The organism is Streptomyces nigrescens (assembly GCF_027626975.1).
GTDB classification, from domain to species: domain Bacteria; phylum Actinomycetota; class Actinomycetes; order Streptomycetales; family Streptomycetaceae; genus Streptomyces; species Streptomyces nigrescens.
This window is the reverse complement of sequence record NZ_CP114203.1, coordinates 5708090-5730255: the sequence shown is the minus strand read 5'-3', so window position 1 is coordinate 5730255 and position 22166 is coordinate 5708090. Positions and strand designations below refer to the sequence as shown.

Below are 22166 nucleotides of genomic sequence, written 5' to 3'. Positions count from 1 at the left end.
TGGACGGAAGTCCGACACCTCGTTCCGTACGGTGAGCCGAAGTACAGGCGGGGTAACAGTCGATTCCCTTCCGCCTATTGACTTCTATTCACGCGCCTAAGACTCTGCATGACACTATGCAGGCCGGGCAAGGGGCAGCGGATGATCAAGTTCGACGCAGTCAGCAAGCGATACCCGAATGGCACCACCGCCGTGGACGACCTGTCCCTGGATCTCCCTGAGGGCGGGGTCACCGTCCTCGTCGGCTCGTCGGGATGCGGGAAGACGACCACCCTGCGGATGGTCAACCGCATGGTCGAGCCGACATCCGGCACGATCAGCGTCGGCGGCCGCGACATTCTGGAGGCGGACGCCGCCGAGCTGCGCCGCGGCATCGGCTATGTCATCCAGCAGTCCGGTCTCTTCCCTCACCGTACGATCCTGGACAACATCGCGACGGTCCCGCTGCTGCTGGGCTGGGGCCGGCGCAAGGCCCGCGCCCGCGCAGCCGAGCTGCTGGAACTGGTCGGCCTGCCCGCCGACGCCGGCAAGCGCTATCCGCACCAGCTCTCCGGCGGCCAGCAGCAGCGCGTCGGCGTCGCCCGTGCGCTCGCCGCCGATCCGCCGGTCCTGCTGATGGACGAGCCGTTCGGCGCGGTCGACCCGGTCGTCCGCACCCAGCTGCAGAACGAACTGCTGCGGCTCCAGGAAGAGCTGCGCAAGACGGTCGTCTTCGTCACCCACGACATCGACGAGGCGGTCCGGCTGGGCGACCGGATCGCGGTCTTCCGCACCGGCGGCCGGCTCGTCCAGTGCGCGCCGCCCGCCGAGCTGCTGGCCCGTCCGGCCGATGACTTCGTCGCCGACTTCCTGGGCGCCGAGCGCGGGCTGAAGCTGCTCTCGCTCACCACCCTCGCGGATGTCCCCTACGCGCCCGGCCGGGAGATACGCGCGGACGAGCCGGTCGGCGCGATATCCCGCGACGGCGACCGCTGGCGCCTGGTGACCTCCCCGCGCGGCGAACCGCTGGGCTGGCTGGACACCGATGCGCTGCCCGCCGGCGGCAAGGCCGGCGAGGCGCCTCTGGAGGCCGTCCGCCCGCTGCGCGACACCGACTCGCTCCTCTCCGCACTCAACGAGGCCGTCTCCTCCCCGGCCGCCGCGGTCGCCCGGGTCACCGCCGACGGTGTGCTGACCGGCCTCACCTCCCGCGACGCCATCCACGACCGGGCAGGCCGCAGCCACGCGGAGGCGGGCCGGGCGGCAACCACCACGGAGCGCGCCCCGGAGCCCGCCCCCGAGCCGCCCGTCGCCAAGGACGCCGAGGACGGCAAGAACGGCAAGGACGGCAGAACCGCCAAGGACGCCGACGACCCCGCGTCCCTCAAGACCGCCTCCGCCCCGGAGCCGTCCGCCCCGGAGCCCTCCGCATGACCATCGAGTGGGGCTGGTTCCCCGACCACGCCGACGAGATGGCCGAGCTCACCGCGGACCATCTCGCCACCGCCGTCCCCGCGGTCCTCCTCGGCCTGCTGATCGCGCTGCCGCTGGCGGTCCTCGCGCACCGTGTACGGCCGCTGCGCGGCTTCGTGCTCGGCGCGTCCAACATCCTCTACACCATCCCCTCCCTGGCCTTCTTCGTCCTGCTGCTGCCGGTCACCGGGCTGACCCGCACCACCGCGATCGTCGGTCTGACCGCGTACACCCTGGTCGTCCTCGTACGGAACACCGTCGAGGGCCTTGACGCGGTCCCGGTCAAGGTCCGTGAGGCGTCGACGGCGATGGGGACCGGGCCGCTGCGCACTCTGCTCACCGTCGAGCTGCCGCTCGCCCTCCCGGTGATCATGGCGGGCGTACGGGTCGCCACCGTCATGTCGATCTCCCTGGTCAGCGTGGCCAGTTACATCGGCTACGGCGGCCTCGGCCAGCTCTTCACCGACGGCTTCCAGCGCAACTACCCGACCCCGGTCATCTCCGGGGTGGCCCTGACCCTGCTGCTCGCCCTGGTCGCCGACGCGCTGCTGGTGACCGTCCAGTGGCTGTGCACCCCCTGGCGGCGCGGCACCTCCCGGCAGCGCACCTCTCTGTGGCGGAAGGCAGCGTGACGCGCCGATGCTCGAACTCCTGAAGAACCTCGCCTCCTGGCTGACCAGTCCGGCCCAGTGGTCCGGCCCCGAGGGCATCGCCGCCCGCATCCTGGAGCACCTGGAGTACTCGGTGCTCGCCACCCTCGCCGCGGCCGTGATCGCGCTGCCGGTCGGCCTGCTCATCGGGCACACCGGCCGCGGCGCCTTCCTCGCCGTCAACCTCTCCTCCTTCGGCCGGGCACTGCCCACCGTCGGCCTGGTCACCCTGGTGTTCCTGGCGGGCGGGCTGAGCGTCTGGCCGGTGTATGTGTCCCTGGTCGCGCTCGCCGTGCCCGTGATCATCACCAATACGTACGCGGGCATGGCCGCCGTCGACCCCGAGGTCAAGGACGCCGCCAAGGGCGTGGGGCTGCGCGGCCGCCAGGTCCTCTGGCAGGTCGAACTCCCGCTCGCGCTCCCGCTGATCATGACGGGCGTACGGCTGGCGACCGTGCAGGTCGTCGCCACCGCCACCATCGCCGCCTATGTCAGCTTCGGCGGGCTGGGCCGCTATGTCTTCGACGGCCTGGCGCAGCGCGACCTGGTGCAGGTCCTCGGCGGTGCGGCCCTGGTCGCCGTGCTCGCCGTCGTCGCCGACCTGGCGCTGGGCGGTCTGACGCGGCTGCTGTTCCGCGGCCGTCCGGCCACCGCCCGCTGAGCGTCCGCCGCCCCCGTCCCCTCCGTACGTCCCGAGGAGTCCCGCCCATGAACCGTCGTACCGTCCTGACCACGCTCCTCGCCGGCGCCTCGGCCCCGCTGCTGGCCGCCTGTTCCTCCGGCATCACCTCCCTCAAGGGGGACGGCGTCGGGGGCGACAGCGGCAGCAGCAGCGGCGGACTGACCATCGGCACCGCCAACTTCACCGAGAACCAGATCCTCGGCTACCTCTACGCGGGCGTGCTGAACGCCGCCGGGGTCAAGACCACCGTCAAGCCCAACCTCGGCTCCCGCGAGATCGTGGTCCCCGCACTGCGCTCCGGCGATATCGATCTGCTCCCCGAGTACCAGGGCAGTCTGCTGCTCTACCTCGACAAGAAGGCCACCGAGACCGAAGCGGGCGCGATGCAGAACGCGCTGGCCACCGTGTTGCCGAACGGCCTGGAAGTCCTCCCGTACGCCGCCGCCGAGGACCGCGACAGCTTCGCGGTGACCCGGGAGACCGCCGACCGCTACGGGCTGAAGACGCTCGCCGATCTGCGCAAGGTCAACGGCAAGCTGGTGTTCGGCGCCGCCGCCGAGATGAAGAAGCGGGTCGTCGGCGTCGTCGGCCTCAAGGAGCAGTACGGCGTGGAGTTCAAGGAGTTCAAGGCGCTGGACTCGTCCGGTCCGCTGGTCAAGGGCGCGCTGAAGAAGGGCGACATCGATATCGCCAATGTCTTCACCACCGATGTCGACACCGCGGAGAACGGCTGGGTCCTGCTCGGCGACCCCAAGAACCTGATCCCCGCCCAGCACATCGTCCCGCTGATCGCCTCCCGCAAGGCCGACTCCAAGGTCCGCAAGGCCCTCGCCCGCCTCGGCAACACCCTCACCACCCCACAGCTCACCGAGCTCAACCGCCTCGTCGACAAGGAGAAGCGCGACCCGGACCGGGTGGCCGAGGCCTGGCTCAAGAAGCAGAAGCTGGGCTGACCCCGGGGCCGTCGTAGCGGAGCGGCAGTCCGAAGAGCGGGAACAGCCGCTCGGTGTCCAGGAAGCACTGCAGTGCGGTGACCCGGCCGTCCGCCGCCTCGATGACCTGGATCGCCCAGGGCGTGCCGTCCGCGCGGTACTGCCCGAACGCCGCCCGGCCGTTCGCCCTGACCGGCACCAGATGCGACCCCTCGCAGCCGCAGCCCGGCCCCAGCAGCCACTTCAGGATGTCGGCGCGGCCGCGCAGCCACAGCGCGTACGGCGGCATGGACAGCGTGGAGTCCTCGTGCAGCACGGCCGTGAGCGCGTCCATGTCGAACCGTTCGAAGGCGTCGACATAGCGCCGGAGCAGCGCCTGCTGGGCGTCGTCCAGGGGCTGCGGCGAGGCGTCGGCGGTGGTGGTGTCACCGGACGCGGCGAGGGTGGCACGGGCCCGCTGCAGCGCGCTGTTGACCGAGGCGACCGAGCTGCCCAGCAGTTCGGCGACCTCGCTCGCCGACCAGCTGAGCACCTCCCGCAGGATCAGCACCGCCCGCTGCCGGGGCGCCAGCCGCTGCAGCGCGGAAATGAAGGCGAGCCGGACCGACTCCCGGGCGACGGCGGTCTCCGCCGGGTCCCCCGCCGACGCCAGCACCCGCTGGTCCGGCACGGGCCCGATCCAGGTCGTCTCGGGCAGCCCCGTGCCGATCGGGCTGTCCACGCTCGACGGGGAGGCGAGATCCATCGGCCGGGCCCGGCGCTGGCTGCCCTTGAGCAGATCCAGGCAGACATTCGTGGCGATCCGGTAGAGCCAGGACCGCAGCGAGGAGCGGCCCTCGAACCGGTCGTAGCTCCGCCAGGCCCGCACCATGGTCTCCTGCACGGCGTCCTCGGCCTCGAACGCCGATCCCAGCATCCGGTAGCAGTAGCCGGTCAGCTCCGTACGGTGCTCCTCCAGCCGGTCCGCCGGCTCCCCTTGCGACGCGCCCGGCCCGGCACCGTCCGCCGTCGCGGATCCGCTTTGCGCCGTGGCTTCGCTCATCGAGGACCGTTTCATCGAGGACCTGCCCATCCGCCCGTCGGCCGACCGGTACACACGCCCGACCGTACCGGAGCGCCCGGCACCAGTCTGCTCCCCGGCCCTGCGCCGTGCAGCCGGAGAGCGGGCGCGGCGGCCTTCCGGGACTCGCCCCGCGGCGTCACTCCCGCCGGAGTTCCACCGCCGACCCGCGCTCCGAGAGGCGCGGGGCGCACAGGATGCGTTTGCGGCGGACCCGGCGGCCCTCGATGGCGGCGACCGCGAGGCGGGCGGCTTCCTTGGCGATCTCGGTCAGGCCCCAGTCGACGGTGGTCAGGGGCGGGGTGAGGACCCGGGAGACGGGGTGGTCGTCGAAGCCGACGACGGAGAGGTCGCGGCCGACGGTGAGGGAGGCCTCGGCGGCGGCCGCGTAGACACCGTAGGCGATGGAGTCGGAGAAGCAGAAGACGGCGGTGGGCGGGGCGAGCGCACCGGCCGGCCGGCGGCCGTCCGGGCTGTTGGCCAGGACCCGGCGGGCCATCGCGGTCGCCGCGTCCAACTCCTGGGGGCAGGGCAGGACTTCGACCTCGATCCCGAGACGGTCGGCGGCCTCGCGGACATAGACGTCGGCGGGGCGGTCGGGGGTGGAGGGGCCGGTGGGCGTCAGCACGGTGACCCGGCGGTGGCCCAGCCCGCGGAGGTAGTCGAGGACGGCGTCGATGCCCGCCCGGTTGTCGAAGAGCACCTCGCCCGCCGTACGGGCCCGGCTCAGCGCGTCGCCGATGGAGACCACCGGCACGGCGTCGGCGATCTTCGACCAGCCCTCGGCCGACGGATCGACGGGCGACACCAGCAGGCCGTCCACCCGCTGGTCACGGAGCTGTTTGGCGAGGGTCAGTTCGCGTTCCGGGTCGCCGCCCGCGTCGAGGATCAGCGCATAGCGGTCACCGGCCAGCAGCTCGCGCCCTATGGCCGCCATCAGCTGCTGCTGCCACAGGTCCTGCAGGTCGCCGGCGAGCACACCGACCGTGCTCGTACGGCCGCTGGCGAGCGCCCGGGCGATCGGGTCGGCCTCGTAGCCGAGCTCGGCGGCCGCCTTGCGCACCCGCTCCTCGGTCTCCTTGGAGACATGCTTGCCGCGCAGCGCGTAGGAGACGGCGGCGGTGGAGAGTCCGGTGGCCTCGGCCACCTCGCGGAGGGTGGTGCGCTTATTGGGCCTGGCCATGTCCGGAAGCCTACCCAAGGAGGGCGCCGCACCCGGCCGCGATACGACTCCACGATGCGACGTCCCGGGGGCGACCACGGCCCGGCGGATCGGCTGCGGCCTTGACAGCGGCTGCTGTTAACCGTTTCACTTAAACGTATCAGTTAATCGGTTAAGTGAAACGTTTCAGGACGGCGGAACCTCCCGTGTACCCCGTCCGTCCGACCGCGCCGCCCCGGAGGGAGGCCCGTGCCCACCGACGTCCACCAGCACCTCTGGCCGCCCGAGTTCCTCGCCCTGCTGCGGTCCCGCACCGCGCCGCCCCGGCTCGACGGCTGGACGCTGCACCTGCCCGGTGAGCCGCCGTACGCCGTCGACCCCGCCGACCACGACATCGCGGCCCGCGCCCGGCTCGCCCGCGCCGACGGCCTGGACCTCGCCCTGGTGTCGCTCTCCAGCCCGCTCGGCATCGAATATCTGCCGCCCGCGGAGGCCGGCCCCCTGCTCACCGCGTTCCACGACGGCGCGCTGGACCTGCCCGCACCCTTCGGCGTCTGGGCCTCGGCCTGCCTCTCCGCCCCCGAGCCGGACACCGCGGCGCTGCGGCGCGAGCTGGCGCGCGGCTGCGTGGGCCTCCAGCTCCCGGCCACCGCCCTGCTCGACGCCGCGGGCTGGGCCCGCTGCGCACCGCTGCTGGAGGTCGCCGCCGAGCAGGGCAAACCGCTGTTCGTCCACCCCGGCGCGGCCCCGGCCGCCGAATCCGCCGCGCCCGCCTGGTGGCCGGCCCTGGTCCCGTACGTCCAGCAGCTGCACGCCTCCTGGTTCGCCTTCCGCGCCTTCGGCCGGCCGCGCCACCCGGACCTGCGGGTCTGCTTCGCGGCGCTGGCCGGCCTGGCGCCGCTGCACGGTGAGCGGCTGGTCGCCCGCGGCGGCGGCCGGGACCGCGGCCGGGTGGACTGCCGCGCCTTCTACGAGACGTCCTCCTACGGAACCCGTGCGGTGGACGCCCTCGTACGGGCCGTCGGCATCGATGTGATCGTCAGCGGCAGCGACCGCCCGTATGCCGCCCCCGTCCTCCCCGACCTCGGCGCGGACGCCGCCGTCCACGCCCTGCGCCATGCCAACCCGGCCCGCCTGCTGGGCCCGACGAAAGGAGCCCGCCCATGACGGACACCGCCTCCCAGGCCGACACCGCCCGTGAGGTCCCCGACGGCGAGCAGCCGTTCACCGCACTGCCCGAGCGCAACCTCGGCAAGCGCGAGCTGCAGGCCCTGGTCGACCAGCTCGCCGCGCGCCCTGACCTGTGGCGCGAGCAGGTCGCGTTCTCCGACACCGAGCGGCACTACGCCTCGCTGTACCGCGACGAGTTCGTCGACGTCTGGCTGCTGTGCTGGACCCGGCAGAACGACACCGGCTGGCACGACCACGACCTCTCCTCGGGGGCGGTGCGCGTCGTCCAGGGCGTCCTGACCGAGTCCAATCCCCGGATCGGCGGCGAGCACCTGGCCACCGCGGTCGGCGCGGGCTCCTCGTTCTGCTTCGGGCCGGACCACATCCACCGGCTCACCGGCGCGACCGACGACGCGGTGTCGGTGCACGCCTACTCGCCGCCGCTGTGGCGCCTGGGCCAGTACGACATCACCGAGGACGGGCTGATGCGGCGGGTCTCGGTCTCGTACGCGGACGAGCTGCGGCCGATGGACACGACGACGGCCGCCTGAGCCGGCCGTTACCAGTAATTAACCGCGGTAATCGATCCCACCTATTGACCTTCCATTCACCGCCATCGATCCTGCATGAATCCATACAGGCGCGACCCGAGGCGGACTCATGGCAGGTGTGGTCGAACAGCGCTCGATCGACGTCGTCCCCGACGACGAACGGCACGGCAGCGCGGTCAGCCAGTTCACCCTCTGGCTGGGCGCCAACCTCCAGATCACCGCCGTCATCACCGGCGCCCTGGCCGTCGTCTTCGGGGCGAACGCCTTCTGGTCGCTGATCGGGCTGCTGCTCGGCAACCTCCTGGGCGGGGCGGTGATGGCACTGCACTCCGCGCAGGGGCCGCGGCTCGGACTGCCGCAGATGATCACCTCCCGGGCCCAGTTCGGGGTGCGCGGTGCGGTGGTCCCGCTGGCGCTGGTCATCGTGATGTACATCGGGTTCTTCGCCAGCGGCAGTGTGCTGGCCGGGCAGGCGGTCGGCGAGCTGACCCACCTCGGCGAGACGCCGGGGATCGTGCTCTTCGCCGCGGTCACCGCCGTCGCCGCGGCCGTCGGCTACCGCCTCATCCACACCCTCGGCAAGATCGCCGGCCTGGTCTGCGCGCTGGCCTTCGTCTACCTCGGCATCCGGCTGGTGCAGCGCGCCGACCTGGGCGCCCTCCTCGCCGACCACCACTTCGCACTGCCGGTCTTCCTGCTCGCCGTCTCGCTCTCGGCCTCCTGGCAGCTGGCGTTCGGCCCGTACGTCGCCGACTACTCGCGCTACCTCCCGCGGCACACCTCGGCGCGCGCCACGTTCTGGTGGACTCTGTCCGGCTCGGTGCTCGGCTCGCAGTGGTCGATGACGTTCGGCGCGCTGGCGGCCGCCGCGGCGCCGGCCGCGTTCGTGGGCCACGAGGTCAGCTACATCGTCGGCCTGGGCGGCGCCGGACTGATCGCCTCGTTCCTCTACTTCGCCATCGCCCTCGGCAAGCTCACCATCAACATCCTCAACACCTACGGCGGCTTCATGTCGCTGGTCACCAGCGTCAGCGGCTTCCGGGGGCAACGCACCCTGTCGCCCCGCGGCCGCTCGGCCTACATCGCCGGGATCATGGTGGCCGGCACCGCCGTCGCCCTCCTGGGCAAGGACTCGTTCCTGACGTCCTTCAAGGACTTCCTGCTCTTCCTGCTGACCTTCTTCACGCCCTGGTCGGCGATCAACCTCGTCGACTACTACCTGATCTCCAAGGAGCGTTACGACATCCCGGCGCTCAGCGACCCGGCCGGCCGCTACGGCGCCTGGAACGTCCGGGCGCTGACGGTCTATGTCCTCGGTGTGCTCGCCCAGCTCCCGTTCCTGGTCACGCACTTCTACACCGGCCCGCTGGTGGCACCGCTCGGCGGCGCCGACATCTCCTGGCTCGTCGGACTCGCCGTACCGGCCGTCCTGTACTGGTTCGCCGCCCGAAACGACACCGCCCGCACGGCCGGGCCCGGCACGCCCGACGGGGAGCGCTCCCCCGCCCAATTGGGGGGTTAGCCCCAGCGCGCGGCCCGCCCGCCGTCCGTAATCTCTTGCAGCATGGCGACACACGACCCCGATCTGCGCAAAGAACTCGACGCGACCCTCCAGACGCGCAAGGAGCTGGGGCCGGAGTACGAGTCGGAGCTCCTGGAGTCCTTCCTGGAGAAGCTGGACGCCAACGTCGAACGGCGGGTGCGGCGGCAACTCGCCGAGCAGCAGATCCAGGTGGCGCGCGGCACCCTGCCGCCCCGCCGCACGGGCCACGGCAGGGAGTTCTGGGAACGGTTCGGGGTCGCCGCCCTCTCGCTGCTGCTGGCCATCCCGCTGTCCACGGTCGCGGCGGTCCACACCGGGCTGCCGGGCCTGCTCGTGACTTGGGCCGGGATCGTCGGCGTCAACGCCGCGCACGGCACGGTCCGGTGGAATCCGCTGCGCCCGCGTACGGACCGCCGCGACGGCGCGGCGGACTGAGACTCCGTCGGGAGCGGTGCGGGGAGGGTGCGGGGAGATGTTGCGGGGACCGCCGCACCCCGGCCGGAGCCGGGGGCGGGACGACGGCGGTCCCCGCAAGGGACGCGCGCCCGGGTCAGGGCCGGTCGTCGCATCCGGGCGGCGACGGTGGAGGTCCGGGAGCCGCTCCGGAGGTCCTTGTCGCCGTACGACCAATGTGCCCGACGCGTGTTAAGCCCGTGCTGCCGGCACATGACGCATACGTACACCTTGCGGCGACCGCCCGTTTCCTGACGGCCACTTGACGCCGTGACGGGAACGGGCCGGGGCCGCGACACCCGGCGGTCGCCACGGGGGACGGCCGCCGGGCACCACTGCTACTTGCCGGCCTCGCGCGCCAGGTAGGCCAGCAGGTCCTGCCGGCTCACCACGCCCTTCGGCTTGCCCTCGACGAGGACGATCGCGGCGTCCGCCGTCTCCAGAACCGCCATCAGATCGGCGACCGGCTCGCCCGAGCCGACCTGCGGCAGCGGCGGGCACATGTGCTTCTCCAGCGGGTCGGTCAGCGAGGCGCGCTGGGTGAACAGCGCGTCCAGCAGCTCGCGCTCGACGACCGAGCCGACGACCTCGGCGGCCATCACATCGGGGTGCCCGGCGCCCGGCTTGACGATCGGCATCTGCGAGACGCCATACTCGCGCAGCACCTCGATCGCCTCGCCGACGGTCTCCTCCGGGTGCATGTGCACCAGCGAGGGCAGCGCGCCCTCCTTGTGCTGCAGCACCTCGCCGACCCGGGCGGCGGCGCCGCCCTCCTCCAGGAAGCCGTAGTCGGCCATCCACTCATCGTTGAAGATCTTGGACAGATAGCCGCGGCCGCTGTCCGGCAGCAGCACGACCACCACATCGTCCGGGCCGAGCTTCGCGGCGACCTCCAGCGCACCCACCACGGCCATGCCGCAGGAGCCGCCGACCAGCAGGCCCTCCTCCTTGGCCAGCCGCCGGGTCATCTGGAAGGCGTCCTTGTCCGAGACCGCCACGATCTCGTCCGCGACCGTACGGTCGTACGCCGTCGGCCAGAAGTCCTCACCGACGCCCTCGATCAGGTACGGGCGCCCGGAGCCGCCGCTGTAGACGGAGCCCTCCGGGTCGGCGCCGATGACCTTGACCTTGCCGTCGCTGGCGTCCTTCAAATAGCGGCCGGTGCCGCTGATCGTGCCGCCGGTGCCGACACCCGCCACGAAGTGGGTGATCCGCCCGTCCGTCTGCGCCCACAGCTCGGGACCGGTCGTCTCGTAGTGGGAGCGCGGATTGTTCGGGTTGCTGTACTGGTCGGGCTTCCAGGCACCGGGCGTCTCACGCACCAGCCGGTCCGAGACGTTGTAGTACGAGTCCGGGTGCTCGGGGTCCACGGCGGTCGGGCAGACCACCACCTCGGCACCGTAGGCCCGCAGCACATTGATCTTGTCCGTGGACACCTTGTCCGGGCAGACGAAGATGCACTTGTAACCCTTTTTCTGGGCGACGATCGCCAGGCCCACACCGGTGTTGCCGGAGGTGGGCTCGACAATCGTGCCGCCCGGCTGAAGCTCACCCGACTGCTCGGCGGCCTCGATCATCCGCACGGCGATCCGGTCCTTGACCGACCCGCCCGGGTTGAAGTACTCGATCTTCGCCAGGACGGTGGCCTGGATACCTCGAGTGACGTTGTTGAGCCGCACGAGCGGGGTGTTGCCGACTAGCTCAATCATCGAATCGTAAAACTGCACGGTGGTCTCCGCGGTCGGGGGCACGCTCTCCTGCGCCCGTGCGGCCAGCCTATTGCCCGGGTCCGTTAGAGGAGGGGTGCGTTGCGTTCCGTGCAGGAACGGGCAACACCCTGTTGTAGGAGTTCTTGCCGATTCAAGCGCGCGTCCGGCCCGCGGGGCCGTGGCGCGCCCGCGCTGCACGGGGAGGTGCCCGGCCCATGCCGATGACGATGTCCAGGGCGAGAGTGGCCCGGCGGATCGCCACCGCCGCCGCGTTCGGCGGCGGCGGGGTCGGGCTGCTCGGCGTCGCCACCGTCGGGGTGCTGCTGACCGAGGTCCGGCTGGCCCGCCGTACGGTCGGCGGCTCCAGCGACATCCCACCGTGCGCCGACGGCCGCTACGGCGCCGCCTTCGGCCACCGCACCGACCGCCCGCCCCTGCGCCTGGGCTTCCTCGGCGACTCCACCGCCGCGGGCCAGGGGGTGCACCGCGCCTCCCAGACACCGGGCGCCCTGCTCGCCTCCGGCCTCGCCGCGCTCTCCGAGCTGCCCGTCGACTTCCGCAACGTGGCGCTGCCCGGTGCGCAGTCCGACGACCTGGAGCGCCAGGTGGAGCTGATGCTGGCGGCGGGCACCGAGGTCCCGGACGTCTGCGTCATCATGATCGGCGCCAACGACGTCACCCACCGGATGCCGCCCGCGCAGTCCGTACGCCATCTCTCCGAGGCGGTGCGCAGACTGCGCGCGGCAGGCTGCGAGGTGGTCGTCGGCACCTGCCCTGATCTGGGCAGCGTCGAGCCGGTCTACCAGCCGCTGCGCTGGGTGGCCCGGCGGCTCTCCCGGCAGCTGGCCGCCGCCCAGACCATCGGCGTGATCGAGAGCGGCGGCCGTACGGTCTCCCTCGGCGATCTGCTCGGCCCCGAGTTCGAGGCGCGTCCACGGGAGCTGTTCGGGCCGGACAACTACCACCCCTCGGCCGAGGGCTACGCCACCGCCGCGATGGCCGTGCTGCCGACGCTGTGCGCCTCGCTCGGCCTGTGGCCGGAGGAGGAGCGTCCGGAGCCCGCCCGGGGCGAGGGCATCCTGCCGGTCGAGCAGGCGGCCGCCGAGGCGGCTTCCGAGGGCGGTACGGAGGTCACCGCCTCCCGGGCCCCCTGGGCGCTGCTCAAGCACCGCAGGCGCCGTCAGCTGCCGGCGGCGGAGACGACGGATCCCTCGTCCGTCACCCCGTGAGGGACCGGGCGGCGGCCCGGCGGTGAGCGACGCGCACGGGAACGGGCGGGGCCGTACGGGAATACCCGGCGGCCCCGCCCCGTTCCCATAAGCGCCCGCTTAGAAAAGAGGCCCGCATCACAGCACGCACCCCGTGACCTCAGCAGTACGTGCAGGTAACTTCCCTCACAGTCCGCCCTTTTCCCGCGCACCTGGAGCCGTGTGATGCCCGAAGCCGTGATCGTCTCAGCCGCCCGCTCCCCGATCGGCCGCGCCTTCAAGGGCTCGCTGAAGGATCTGCGGCCGGACGACCTGACCGCGAAGATCATCGAAACCGCGCTCGCCAAGGTCCCCGAGCTGGACCCCACCGACATCGACGACCTGATGCTCGGCTGCGGCCTCCCCGGCGGCGAGCAGGGCCACAACCTCGGCCGCATCGTGGCCGTCCAGATGGGGATGGACCACCTCCCGGGGTGCACCATCACCCGTTACTGTTCCTCCTCGCTCCAGACGACCCGAATGGCGCTGCACGCCATCAAGGCCGGTGAGGGCGATGTCTTCATCTCGGCCGGTGTCGAGACGGTCTCGCGCAGCGTCAAGGGCTCCTCCGACGGCCTGCCGGACACCCACAACCCGCTCTTCGCCGACGCCGAGGCCCGCACCGCGGCGCGCGCCGAGCAGGAGGGCGCCGACTGGCACGACCCGCGCGAGGACGGCCTGATCCCGGACGCCTACATCGCCATGGGCCAGACCGCGGAGAACCTCGCCCGCCTCAAGGGCGTCACCCGCCAGGACATGGACGAGTTCGGCGTCCGGTCCCAGAACCTCGCCGAGAAGGCGATCAACGACGGTTTCTGGGAGCGGGAGATCACCCCGGTCACGCTGCCCGACGGCACGGTCGTCTCCAAGGACGACGGCCCGCGCGCCGGGGTCACCGTCGAGGGCGTCTCCGGCCTCAAGCCGGTCTTCCGCCCCGACGGCCTGGTGACCGCCGGCAACTGCTGCCCGCTGAACGACGGTGCCGCGGCGCTGGTCATCATGTCCGACACCAAGGCGCGCGAGCTGGGCCTGACCCCGCTGGCCCGGATCGTCTCCACCGGCGTCTCCGGCCTCTCCCCCGAGATCATGGGCTACGGCCCGGTCGAGGCCAGCAAGCAGGCCCTGCGCCGCGCCGGCCTCTCGGTCTCCGACATCGACCTGGTCGAGATCAACGAGGCGTTCGCCGCCCAGGTGATCCCCTCCTACCGGGACTTGGGCATCGACCTGGACCGGCTGAACGTCAACGGCGGCGCGATCGCCGTTGGCCACCCCTTCGGCATGACCGGTGCCCGTATCACCACCACCCTGATCAACTCCCTTCAGTGGCACGACAAGCAGTTCGGCCTGGAGACGATGTGCGTGGGCGGCGGCCAGGGCATGGCGATGGTCATCGAGCGGCTGAGCTGACCCGCAACGGGGAGTGAGGGCCGGCCTCCCGGCCCCACCCCACGGGTGTGCGCGGCAAAACGGACCAACTTCCGCCCCGCGCACACCCTTCGCGCTCGAATGAACACGGGCGGCGACACGGCGTGACCTGCGCCACTCGGTAACGAGATCGCGACCCAATCTCCCCCAGGATTGTGACCAACGCCCTGGGGGAGCAGTGTTCTTGCAGGTCAGCACGGGGGCAGCCGTACTCACGAGCCCCTGACTCCTCTCCATTTCGGGACATACGGCACGAGGTGCGGTCGCCGACCACCGGCAGCCTGATGTAGGAAGTCGGAGAACAATCTGCTAACGGGAGTACGCCGGTGACCGAGCCGCTACCAGGCGTGATCCCGAGCGAGCGCGTCAAGGGGGTCCCCGTCCGACCGGGCCGGGGACAGTCCGTGTACCGATGCGCGGCCCGTGGGACCAGGGCCGCCGAGCGACGTGGGGAGGACGCATGAGCGAGTGCCCCGATCGAATCGAGAGGTGCGCGTCTCGCGCATGCGGGACCGAACGGAGAGAGGTTTCGGCGTGAGCGAGCGCAGCGAGCGAACCATTGAAGGGGGCGCGCCTCGCGCATGCGGGGCCGAGCGAAGCGAGGATTCGGCGTGAGCGAGCTCTGCGAGCGAACCATTGAAGGGGGCGCGCCTCGCGAATGCGGGGCCGAGCGAAGCGAGGATTCGGCATGAGCGTCACCACCCTCTTCCTGCTGACGGCCGCGGCCACCGCCGTGGCGCTGGGCGCCGCCGCCCTGCGCACCGCCCGCGGCCTGCGCCACCAGATCGCCGAGCTGCACGCCGAGCTCCTCGCCGCCCGTCAGGACACCCCGGCCGACGCCGCGCACCCGGCCACCGCGGCCATCCCGGCCGCCCGCACCGTCCCGGCCGCCGAGACCCCGCTGGCGGACATACGCGCCGCCGTCGCGGACGCCCTGGCCGAGGAGCGGGAGCGCGAACTGGCCGAGGCCCGCGCCTTCTGGGCCGCGCAGGAGGCCCGGGACGCCGCCGACGCCCCGTCCCTGCTCGGCGGGCTCGTCGGCCTCGGTGACGAGGGCCTGCTGGACCAGCGCGAGCTGTCCGAGCGCCCGGAGTCCGACCGGCTCGACACCCAGCCGTTCCTGCCCCGCCAGGCGGATCTGGGCGGCCTGGAGCCGCTGCTGGGCCCGGACGCCCTGGAGGCGATGGAGTCCCTGGAGTCCATGGAGGCGCTGGAAGCCCTGGACGCGCCGGAGTTGGAGCCGGTCGAGGAGACCGAGTCCGCCGAGCTGGCCGCCGCGCGCCGGCGCCACCCCTCGCACCCGGACTTCTCCCCGTCCCCGGCGATCAGTGATCATGAGCGCACCGTGGCGCGCCTGGAGGAACTGGCGCAGGACGCCACCCCGCTCGCGGACGTCCGCCCCGGCCCGCTGGGCACCCTGGACGTCTATGTCTTCGCCGACGGCACCACGCTCTGCCTGACCCCCGGGCAGCGCGAGACCGCGGAGCGCGTGGCCGGCGCACTGCACGCGGGGCGCACCCCCGTCCTGCTGGGCGGCTCCGGTATCTCCGGGGCGTACGCGCTGACCTTCTCCTGGGGCGAGACCCGCGAGGAGAGCGTCTACATCCTCGCGGACCGCGTCATCGCCTCACTCTGACCGCGGCGCGGCGGGCCCGGCACCTTCAGCAGCGGTCCGCCACCGCCCGAACGCCTCGTACGGCCTCCGCCAGTTCGTCGGCGGGGGCCACTTTCGCGTCAGAGTCCGCCGTCCCGTCGGCCATCCGCGCCGCCGCGGCCCGCAGCGCCTCGACAAGGTCATGGCCGGCCACCGCCAGCTGGTCGCCGACCGCGAACGTCCCGGCGTCCGGCAGCTCGTACGGGGGCTCTCCCGGCCGCTCGATCAGCTGCGCCCGGGTCGCCAACTGCCGCGCCAGTGCGAGCCCTTCGGCCGCTACGCCGCGGTCGAGCCGACTCTGGGGCAGCGCGCGGAGGCGGTCGGCGAGGGCGTCCACGGCGGTCTGCAAGGGGGTCACGTCAAGCACGCCGTGAGCCTATGCGCCACTCCCGGGTGGTTGCCAACGCCCGAACGCTCAGGCACGGTGGGCTGAAGAACCAGCATCGACCGCGTCCGGAGGCGCCGATGTCTCAGCTCTTCTCCGAAGAGACCCACCGGAACATGCTCTCCCGTATCCCGCAGTGCACCGGCCGGGAAATCTCCGACTGGCTGCGCGCCGTTGACGAGGGCCCCGCCCTCTTCCGTTTCGATGAGAAAGTCAGCTGGCTCCGCGGCGAGCACAACCTCGCCTACGGCCACGCCAAGGCCATCGTCCACGAATACGATCTCAGGCGCGCCGCGCGCAAGTTCTGATCCACGGCGCCGGGCTCGGTAGCCGGTCCGGATCGGAACACTCACCTCATCCGACACCACTCACGCCGAAGGGCCCGCGGGCAGTTCGCCCGCGGGCCCTTCGACGGTGGTGCCCGGCGCACGAGGCGCCCGGCACCGGGGGTCAGTCGCCCCGGAGGATCGAGATCAGCCGCAGCATCTCCATGTAGATCCACACCAGGGTCAGCGTCAGACCGAACGCCGCCAGCCAGGACTCCTCACGCGGAGCGCCGTAGGCGATGCCGTCCTCGACCTGCTTGAAGTCCAGCGCGAGGAAGAGCGCGCCGAGGACCACGCCGACGATGCCGAAGACGATGCCCAGACCGCCGCTGCGGAAGCCGAGGCCCTCACCGCCGCCGAACACCATGAACAGCACATTGACCAGCGACAGCAGGACGAAGCCCATTGCCGCGATCATCACGAAGCGGGTGAAGCGGGCGGTGACCCGCACGATCCGCGTCTTGTAGGCGACCAGCATGGCGACGAACACCGCCATCGTGCCCAGCACCGCCTGCATGGGGGCGCCGTTCATCTTCGGCAGGTCGTTGATGAAGCCGCTCAGCGCGCCGAGGAAGAGGCCCTCGAGCGCCGCGTACGCCAGGATCAGCGCGGGCGACGGCTTCCGCTTGAAGGACTGGACCAGCGCCAGCACCATCGCGACCAGACCGGCCCCGATGGCGAAGCCGAGGCTCTGGGTCAGGAACAGCCAGCCGACGGTGGCACCCGCGATGACCGTGCCCAGCGTCATGCCCGTACGCGCGACGACATCGTCCATCGTCATCGGGCGGGTCTGCGGCGTGTACTGCGGCGGTGCCTGGGTGACGTCCTGCTGGCCCTGGGCGTACGGGTTGGTCGCGTCCTGCGCGTAGGGGTTGCCGCCCTGCGCGTAAGGGTTCGCTCCGGCGTACGGGTTCGCGGCGGGGCCCCCGGCCTGCGGCGGCGCGTTGAAGCCCGCGTAGCCGGTGTCGCGGCTGAACCCCCGTCGCGAGAAGACCGGGTTGCTGCTCCTCATCTCACTCCTCCATGGCCGCCCTGCGCGGCCTTGACGGCAAGCGTAATGGCTTGGCAAAGGCGCGTCGCTAGTTCTTGAGCAGGATCTTTCCCTGAACCCGGGACGGCACATCCGCCATGAGGAGGACGTACGGGACGCCGGAGACGTGCCCGGAGCGGGGACGGGACCGCGTTGCGCCGCCGACCCGCCGTTCCGTTGCCACACCGTCCCGCCGCCCGGTCCCGGGCATTTTGGGTATTCGATCTCTTGGCGCCGTCTTGCCGCCTTCTTGCCGCCCTCTTGTCATCGTCCGTTGTCGTCGTCCGTGGTCGACGTGCGGTGGCGTCGTACTCGAACCGGGATTTTCCTTCTGCTCCGCCCGGGGCTCCTTCCCGCTGCCGCCCGGACGGAATCCGATAAATGTCTGATCGCAACGGACGTCACCGGACGCGGCAGGCAACCGATTCGCGGGAGGGTCCGTCTTCCCTGCCGGCCGGAGCTTGCCCTGGTGGGTGGATCTGCAGGGCTGACGCATGGTCAAGATCCGAACCCCGGAGTGCCCCATCTCGATGCTCCCGTGGCTCACCGTCCGTAGTGCTATGGGCGCGATCGGTTGTAATCCGAGGGTACAGATAGGGCTATTCTGGCGGGAAACAGCAGCGAAAGAGGGTTGAGGTGCCTGTGCCTGACGTCTCAGTAGTCGTCATCGTCTACAACGACGCCGACCGGTTGCCGACCGCGGTCCAGTCCGTGCTGGATCAAACGCTCCGGGACGTCGAGGTGGTGATCGTCGACGACTGCAGCACCGACCGTTCTTTCGAAGTGGCGCAGCGGCTCGCGGCCGACCACCCCGGGCGGGTCAGAGCCTTCCAGCTGCCGGAGAACAGCGGTGCGGGAGGCGAGCCGCGGAACGTCGGCATCCAGCACACCGAGGGCCGCTACGTCATGTTCCTGGACAGCGACGACGTCCTGGAAATCAATGCGTGCCGCAATATGCTGGAAGCCGCCGAGGAATCCGGATCGGATATCGTTTCCGGTCTGTGCGTCCGGCTGCACAAGGACACCCGCAATCAGAAGCGCGACGAGTGGTACTCCTGGCTGTATTCCACGACCCGCACTCTGGAATCCGTCACGGAATTGCCGGACCTGTTCGTCTGGGACACCCTGTCCACCAACAAGTGCTATCGCCGCGATTTCCTCATCGAGAACAATCTCCGATTCCCCAAGGGGATGTTCTACGAGGACCTGATGTTTATCGCCGATGCCTATCTCGCGGCGGAGCGCATCACCCTGATCCCCAATCAGGTCTATTTCTGGCACGTATATGAACGGGCCGCCGTGAAGTCGGTGACGAACCGGCGCCACGAAATGACCAACTATACGCACCGGCTGGAGATCCACCGCCGCATCGACGCATTGCTGGCGGAGCGCGGGCTGGACGAGCTGAAGCTCGCCAAGGACGTGAAATTCCTCAAGCACGATCTGGTGCTGCATCTGCGGGACCTGCCGTTCCGCGACGATTCCTATCGCCAGGAGTTCTCCGAACTCTCCCGGGAATATCTCGAAAGCATCGCCCCCGAGGCGTACGACCGGGTCCAGCCGATACAGGCCATCTGCGCCTACCTGCTCCAGCAGGGTGACTGGGACAACCTGATCCCGGCGGTCGACACCCTCATCAACCGCGACAAGGTCTCCTCACCGCTCACCGAGCACGACGGCCGGATCTACTGGTGCGACGGCCATTTCGACGATCCGTTCGGGCGCGAGCTGCTGGACGTGACCGACATCGGCTACCACGAGAAGCCGGTCAACCAGCTGTTCCTGCGCAATCAGCTCACCGGCTTCCGCTCGTCCGGCAGGACGGTCTCGCTGGCCGGCCGGATCACCAATCCGCTCGGCGTCGTCCCGCCCGGCGCCCGCCTCAAGGGCGAGCTGGAGTTCAGTGCCCGCCGGCGCAGTCTGCAGTCCTTCCGCTTCCCGGTGCACGAGCTGCGCCACGACGGCGACAGCCTCCACTGGGAGGCCGCCGCGGACCTCACCGCGAAGCTGCGCCCGCTGGGCATCGTCGACACCATCTGGGACGTACGGCTGCGCCTGGATGTGGACGGGGTGCGCACCACGACCCGGCTCACCGTCGCCGACACCGGGCTGTCCGAGCCGCTGCCGGTGCGGCCGCGGCTGACGCGGATGGTCGCCGACCACCTCGAACCGCATGTCTCGGCCAAGGGTCATCTGGCGTTCCGCCTGGTCAGCGAGGGCCACAGCGCCGAGCGCGTACAGGAGCTGATCACCCGCGGAGTGCGCGGCAAGCCGGGGACGCTGGCCAAGACCGGCTACCGCAAGGCGAAGGCGCTGCGCAAGAAGGTCACCTCCGGCGACAACAAACTCCGCGCCTACCACGAGGTGTTCTGCCGGCTGCCGGTCAAGAAGCGCACGGTGGTCTTCGAAAGCCACCTGGGCAAGCAGTACAGCGACAGTCCCCGCGCCCTCTACGAGGAGATGCGCCGGCAGGGCCTGGACTTCGAGGCGATCTGGTCGTACTCCGGGTCCCCGAAGGACTTCCCGAAGGACGTCACCCTCGTACGGCGCTGGTCGCTGCCCTACCTCAAGGCGCTGGCGCAGGCGGAGTTCTGGGTGGACAACCAGAGCTACCCGCTCAAGCTCACCAAGCGCCCGGAGACCACCTACCTCCAGACCTGGCACGGCTCGGCGCTGAAGAACATGGGCTTCGACCAGCCGGCGCTGAAGGCGCAGACCCGGCAGCAGCAGGCGGAACAGCAGCGTTCGCTGGACCGCTTCGACCGTTTCCTGGTCCGCTCCGAGCACGATGTGCGCACTCTGGCCAAGGCTTTCCGGCTCCAGGAGAAGACGCTGCTGCGGGTGGGCTACCCGCGCAATGACGCGCTGGTGCGCGCCCGGCAGCGGGAGGCCGAGCGCGGAGTGCGTGAACGCGGGCCGCTTGCCGCGGAGTTGGGCATTCCCGAGGACCGGACCGTACTGCTTTACGCACCGACGTTCCGCAAGGCGGGCGGCCGGCACGGGCGCTTCGAATTGCCCTTCGACGTGGAGCGTTTCGCCGATCAGTTCGGCGACCGCTATGTCCTCCTGGTGCGTTCGCACTACCTCAATCATGTGGTGCTGCCACCGACCGTGCAGGGCCGGGTCATCGACGTATCGGCGCGCCACGATGTCACGCCCCTGCTGGAGCTGGCCGACGGGCTGATCACCGACTATTCGTCGGTGATGTTCGACTATGCGCTGCTCGACCGTCCGCTGGTGTTCTTCACCTACGACTACGACGCGTATGTGCACGAGGGCCGCGGCACCTACTTCGATCTGCTGGAGCATGCACCGGGCCCGGTGGTCCGTAACGAGGACGATTTCCACGAGACGATCAAGTCGTTCGAGTCGCAGACGCTGGAATACGCACAGCGCCGCAAGGAATTCGTCGCCAAGTTCGGCGAATACGACCGGGGCGACGCCGCCCGGAGCATCGTCGATCAGTTTTTTGCGCAGTGGAGCCGTTGATGACCAAGTCGAACGCAGCCGAGCCGCGGGACATCTTCTTCGTGTCCAACAGCGTCAACGAGCTGGGTGGCATCACCAGTTGGTCGCACCAGATGGCGCGGCTGTTCAGCGAGCGGGGCCACCGGGTGCACCTCGTCGGCGTGGTGCCGCCTCCCGAGGGGCGGGTCCAGGAGCTGGCCCCCGACGCGCCGTTCAAGACCACCACGCTGTACGCCGAACACCCGCCGTCCGTCGCCCCCGTGTGCGGCCTCAAGGACAAGCTCAACCTCGTCGAGCAGCGCCGCCGGGCGGCCCGGGAGGCCGGGATGCGCGAGCAGGCGGCCAAGTTGAGCGCACTGTTCCGGGCGGCGAAGCCGGGCGGTGTGGTGATCGTCACTCAGGTATGGGCCATGGAGTGGGTCGCGCTGGCCGACACCGCGGGTCTGACGGTGATCGGTATGAGCCATGAATCCTTCGACACCTGCCGCAAGTCCTCCCGGTTCGCCCGGGTCAAGCGGTTTTACCGGGACGTCGACCGGATGCTGACGCTCACCCGGGAGGACGCGGACCGCTGGATCCGGCAGCGGATGGACAACGTCGGCTTCATGCCGAACCCGCTGCCCTTCTTCCCCGAGGTGCCCTCGGACCGCTCCCGCTCATACGTGGCCAGCATCGGCCGGCTGCACGAAGAGAAGGGCGTGGACCTGCTGTTGGAGGCCTGGGCCAAGGTCTCCCCGCGGCACCCCGACTGGACGCTGCGGGTCTACGGCTCCGGCGAGGAAGAGGAGGCGCTGCGCAAGCAGGCCGCCGAGCTGGGCATCGCCGCCACGGTCGCGTGGATGGGCCGGACCTCTGATGTGCCCGGCGCGCTGCGGGAGAGCGCGGTATTCGCGCTCAGTTCGCGCGGTGAGGGCTTCCCGCTGGCGCCCATGGAGGCGATGGCGACCGCTGTGCCGTGTGTGGCGTTCGATGTGGCGCCGGGCGTCCACGAGATCATCACCGACGGCGTGGACGGATTCCTCGCCCCGCCGGGCAATATCACCGAATTCGCCCGGCATCTCGACGCCCTGATGTCCGACAAGGAGCTCCGGGACACGATGGGCGAAGCGGCCCGGGAGAACATCCAGCGGTTCTCCACGGAGGAGATTGTCGGCCGCTGGGAGAGCTTGTTCGCGCTCGTGGAGCGCTGAGCCGGCAACTCACAATGCGAGAAGGGCCGCCGGCTTTCCCGGTGGCCCTTCTCGTTGAAAATTCAGTTAAGCTCCGC

19 protein-coding genes are annotated in these 22166 nt (G+C 70.8%); 14 read left to right on the top strand and 5 right to left on the bottom strand.

Translation table 11 applies throughout. The features are described from left to right. The first annotated feature begins 141 nt into the window (after window positions 1-141). The 4 genes from STRNI_RS25640 to STRNI_RS25625 are packed head-to-tail and all read left to right on the top strand — an operon-like array spanning window position 142 to window position 3737. Window positions 142-1413: an ABC transporter ATP-binding protein gene (locus tag STRNI_RS25640; protein ID WP_277412090.1), complete on the top strand. Its 1272-nt coding sequence runs from the start codon at window positions 142-144 to the stop codon at window positions 1411-1413. Then, window positions 1410-2084, top strand: coding sequence for an ABC transporter permease (locus tag STRNI_RS25635; RefSeq protein WP_277412089.1), 675 nt, complete (start codon window positions 1410-1412; stop codon window positions 2082-2084). Before STRNI_RS25640 ends, STRNI_RS25635 begins: the two co-directional genes overlap by 4 nt. 7 nt (window positions 2085-2091) lie before the next feature. Then, window positions 2092-2763, top strand: a complete 672-nt coding sequence (locus tag STRNI_RS25630; protein ID WP_018093135.1) for an ABC transporter permease — start codon at window positions 2092-2094, stop codon at window positions 2761-2763. Window positions 2764-2810: 47 nt separating this feature from the next. Then, window positions 2811-3737 carry an ABC transporter substrate-binding protein gene (locus tag STRNI_RS25625; protein ID WP_148592585.1) on the top strand — a complete coding sequence of 309 codons (927 nt, stop codon included), beginning with the start codon at window positions 2811-2813 and terminating at the stop codon, window positions 3735-3737. Here the strand turns inward: STRNI_RS25625 and STRNI_RS25620 are convergent. Together STRNI_RS25620 and STRNI_RS25615 are read right to left on the bottom strand one after the other, a co-directional pair. Continuing rightward, a complete protein-coding gene (locus STRNI_RS25620; protein ID WP_277412088.1) occupies window positions 3715-4758 on the bottom strand; it encodes a sigma-70 family RNA polymerase sigma factor in 1044 nt (347 codons plus the stop codon). The genes STRNI_RS25625 and STRNI_RS25620 overlap by 23 nt on opposite strands. A gap of 157 nt (window positions 4759-4915) precedes the next feature. After that, window positions 4916-5959 (bottom strand): LacI family DNA-binding transcriptional regulator, encoded by a 1044-nt coding sequence (locus STRNI_RS25615; RefSeq protein ID WP_018093132.1) that lies wholly within the window; start codon window positions 5957-5959, stop codon window positions 4916-4918. 228 nt (window positions 5960-6187) lie between these two features. On the opposite strand from STRNI_RS25615, the gene STRNI_RS25610 reads away from it, so the two are divergent. The 4 genes from STRNI_RS25610 to STRNI_RS25595 all read left to right on the top strand — a co-directional run bounded on the left by STRNI_RS25610 (window position 6188) and on the right by STRNI_RS25595 (window position 9637). Continuing rightward, complete coding sequence (locus STRNI_RS25610) at window positions 6188-7105, top strand: amidohydrolase family protein (protein ID WP_277412087.1); 918 nt, start codon at window positions 6188-6190, stop codon at window positions 7103-7105. Further along, window positions 7102-7659 carry a cysteine dioxygenase gene (locus STRNI_RS25605; RefSeq protein WP_093643816.1) on the top strand — a complete coding sequence of 186 codons (558 nt, stop codon included), beginning with the start codon at window positions 7102-7104 and terminating at the stop codon, window positions 7657-7659. Before STRNI_RS25610 ends, STRNI_RS25605 begins: the two co-directional genes overlap by 4 nt. A gap of 109 nt (window positions 7660-7768) precedes the next feature. Next, window positions 7769-9181, top strand: coding sequence for a purine-cytosine permease family protein (locus STRNI_RS25600; protein WP_159488054.1), 1413 nt, complete (start codon window positions 7769-7771; stop codon window positions 9179-9181). Window positions 9182-9223: 42 nt separating this feature from the next. Beyond that, window positions 9224-9637: a hypothetical protein gene (locus STRNI_RS25595; RefSeq protein WP_277412086.1), complete on the top strand. Its 414-nt coding sequence runs from the start codon at window positions 9224-9226 to the stop codon at window positions 9635-9637. 356 nt (window positions 9638-9993) lie between these two features. On the opposite strand, the gene STRNI_RS25590 is transcribed toward STRNI_RS25595, so the two are convergent. Next, window positions 9994-11382 carry a cystathionine beta-synthase gene (locus tag STRNI_RS25590; RefSeq protein WP_026170264.1) on the bottom strand — a complete coding sequence of 463 codons (1389 nt, stop codon included), beginning with the start codon at window positions 11380-11382 and terminating at the stop codon, window positions 9994-9996. Between the two features lie 197 nt (window positions 11383-11579). On the opposite strand from STRNI_RS25590, the gene STRNI_RS25585 reads away from it, so the two are divergent. The 3 genes from STRNI_RS25585 to STRNI_RS25575 all read left to right on the top strand — a co-directional run bounded on the left by STRNI_RS25585 (window position 11580) and on the right by STRNI_RS25575 (window position 15672). Next, on the top strand, window positions 11580-12593 hold the full coding sequence (locus tag STRNI_RS25585; protein WP_109890219.1) for an SGNH/GDSL hydrolase family protein: 1014 nt from the start codon (window positions 11580-11582) through the stop codon (window positions 12591-12593). Between the two features lie 204 nt (window positions 12594-12797). Beyond that, complete coding sequence (locus tag STRNI_RS25580) at window positions 12798-14018, top strand: acetyl-CoA C-acetyltransferase (protein WP_018093125.1); 1221 nt, start codon at window positions 12798-12800, stop codon at window positions 14016-14018. 706 nt (window positions 14019-14724) lie between these two features. Continuing rightward, window positions 14725-15672, top strand: coding sequence for a hypothetical protein (locus STRNI_RS25575; protein ID WP_277412085.1), 948 nt, complete (start codon window positions 14725-14727; stop codon window positions 15670-15672). Between the two features lie 25 nt (window positions 15673-15697). Here STRNI_RS25575 and STRNI_RS25570 read toward each other — a convergent pair whose 3' ends face one another. Continuing rightward, window positions 15698-16057 carry a hypothetical protein gene (locus tag STRNI_RS25570; protein WP_274736086.1) on the bottom strand — a complete coding sequence of 120 codons (360 nt, stop codon included), beginning with the start codon at window positions 16055-16057 and terminating at the stop codon, window positions 15698-15700. Window positions 16058-16155: 98 nt separating this feature from the next. On the opposite strand from STRNI_RS25570, the gene STRNI_RS25565 reads away from it, so the two are divergent. Next, window positions 16156-16383, top strand: a complete 228-nt coding sequence (locus STRNI_RS25565) for a DUF4287 domain-containing protein (RefSeq protein WP_018093122.1) — start codon at window positions 16156-16158, stop codon at window positions 16381-16383. A 142-nt stretch (window positions 16384-16525) separates the two neighbouring features. Here STRNI_RS25565 and STRNI_RS25560 read toward each other — a convergent pair whose 3' ends face one another. Beyond that, entirely contained in the window at window positions 16526-17413 is an 888-nt protein-coding gene (locus STRNI_RS25560) for a Bax inhibitor-1/YccA family protein (RefSeq protein ID WP_018093121.1), read from the bottom strand. A 660-nt stretch (window positions 17414-18073) separates the two neighbouring features. Here STRNI_RS25560 and STRNI_RS25555 point away from each other — a divergent pair. Then, window positions 18074-20920, top strand: coding sequence for a bifunctional glycosyltransferase/CDP-glycerol:glycerophosphate glycerophosphotransferase (locus tag STRNI_RS25555; protein WP_277413322.1), 2847 nt, complete (start codon window positions 18074-18076; stop codon window positions 20918-20920). Next, a complete protein-coding gene (locus tag STRNI_RS25550) occupies window positions 20920-22089 on the top strand; it encodes a glycosyltransferase (protein WP_277412084.1) in 1170 nt (389 codons plus the stop codon). Before STRNI_RS25555 ends, STRNI_RS25550 begins: the two co-directional genes overlap by 1 nt. Window positions 22090-22166 lie beyond the last annotated feature (77 nt).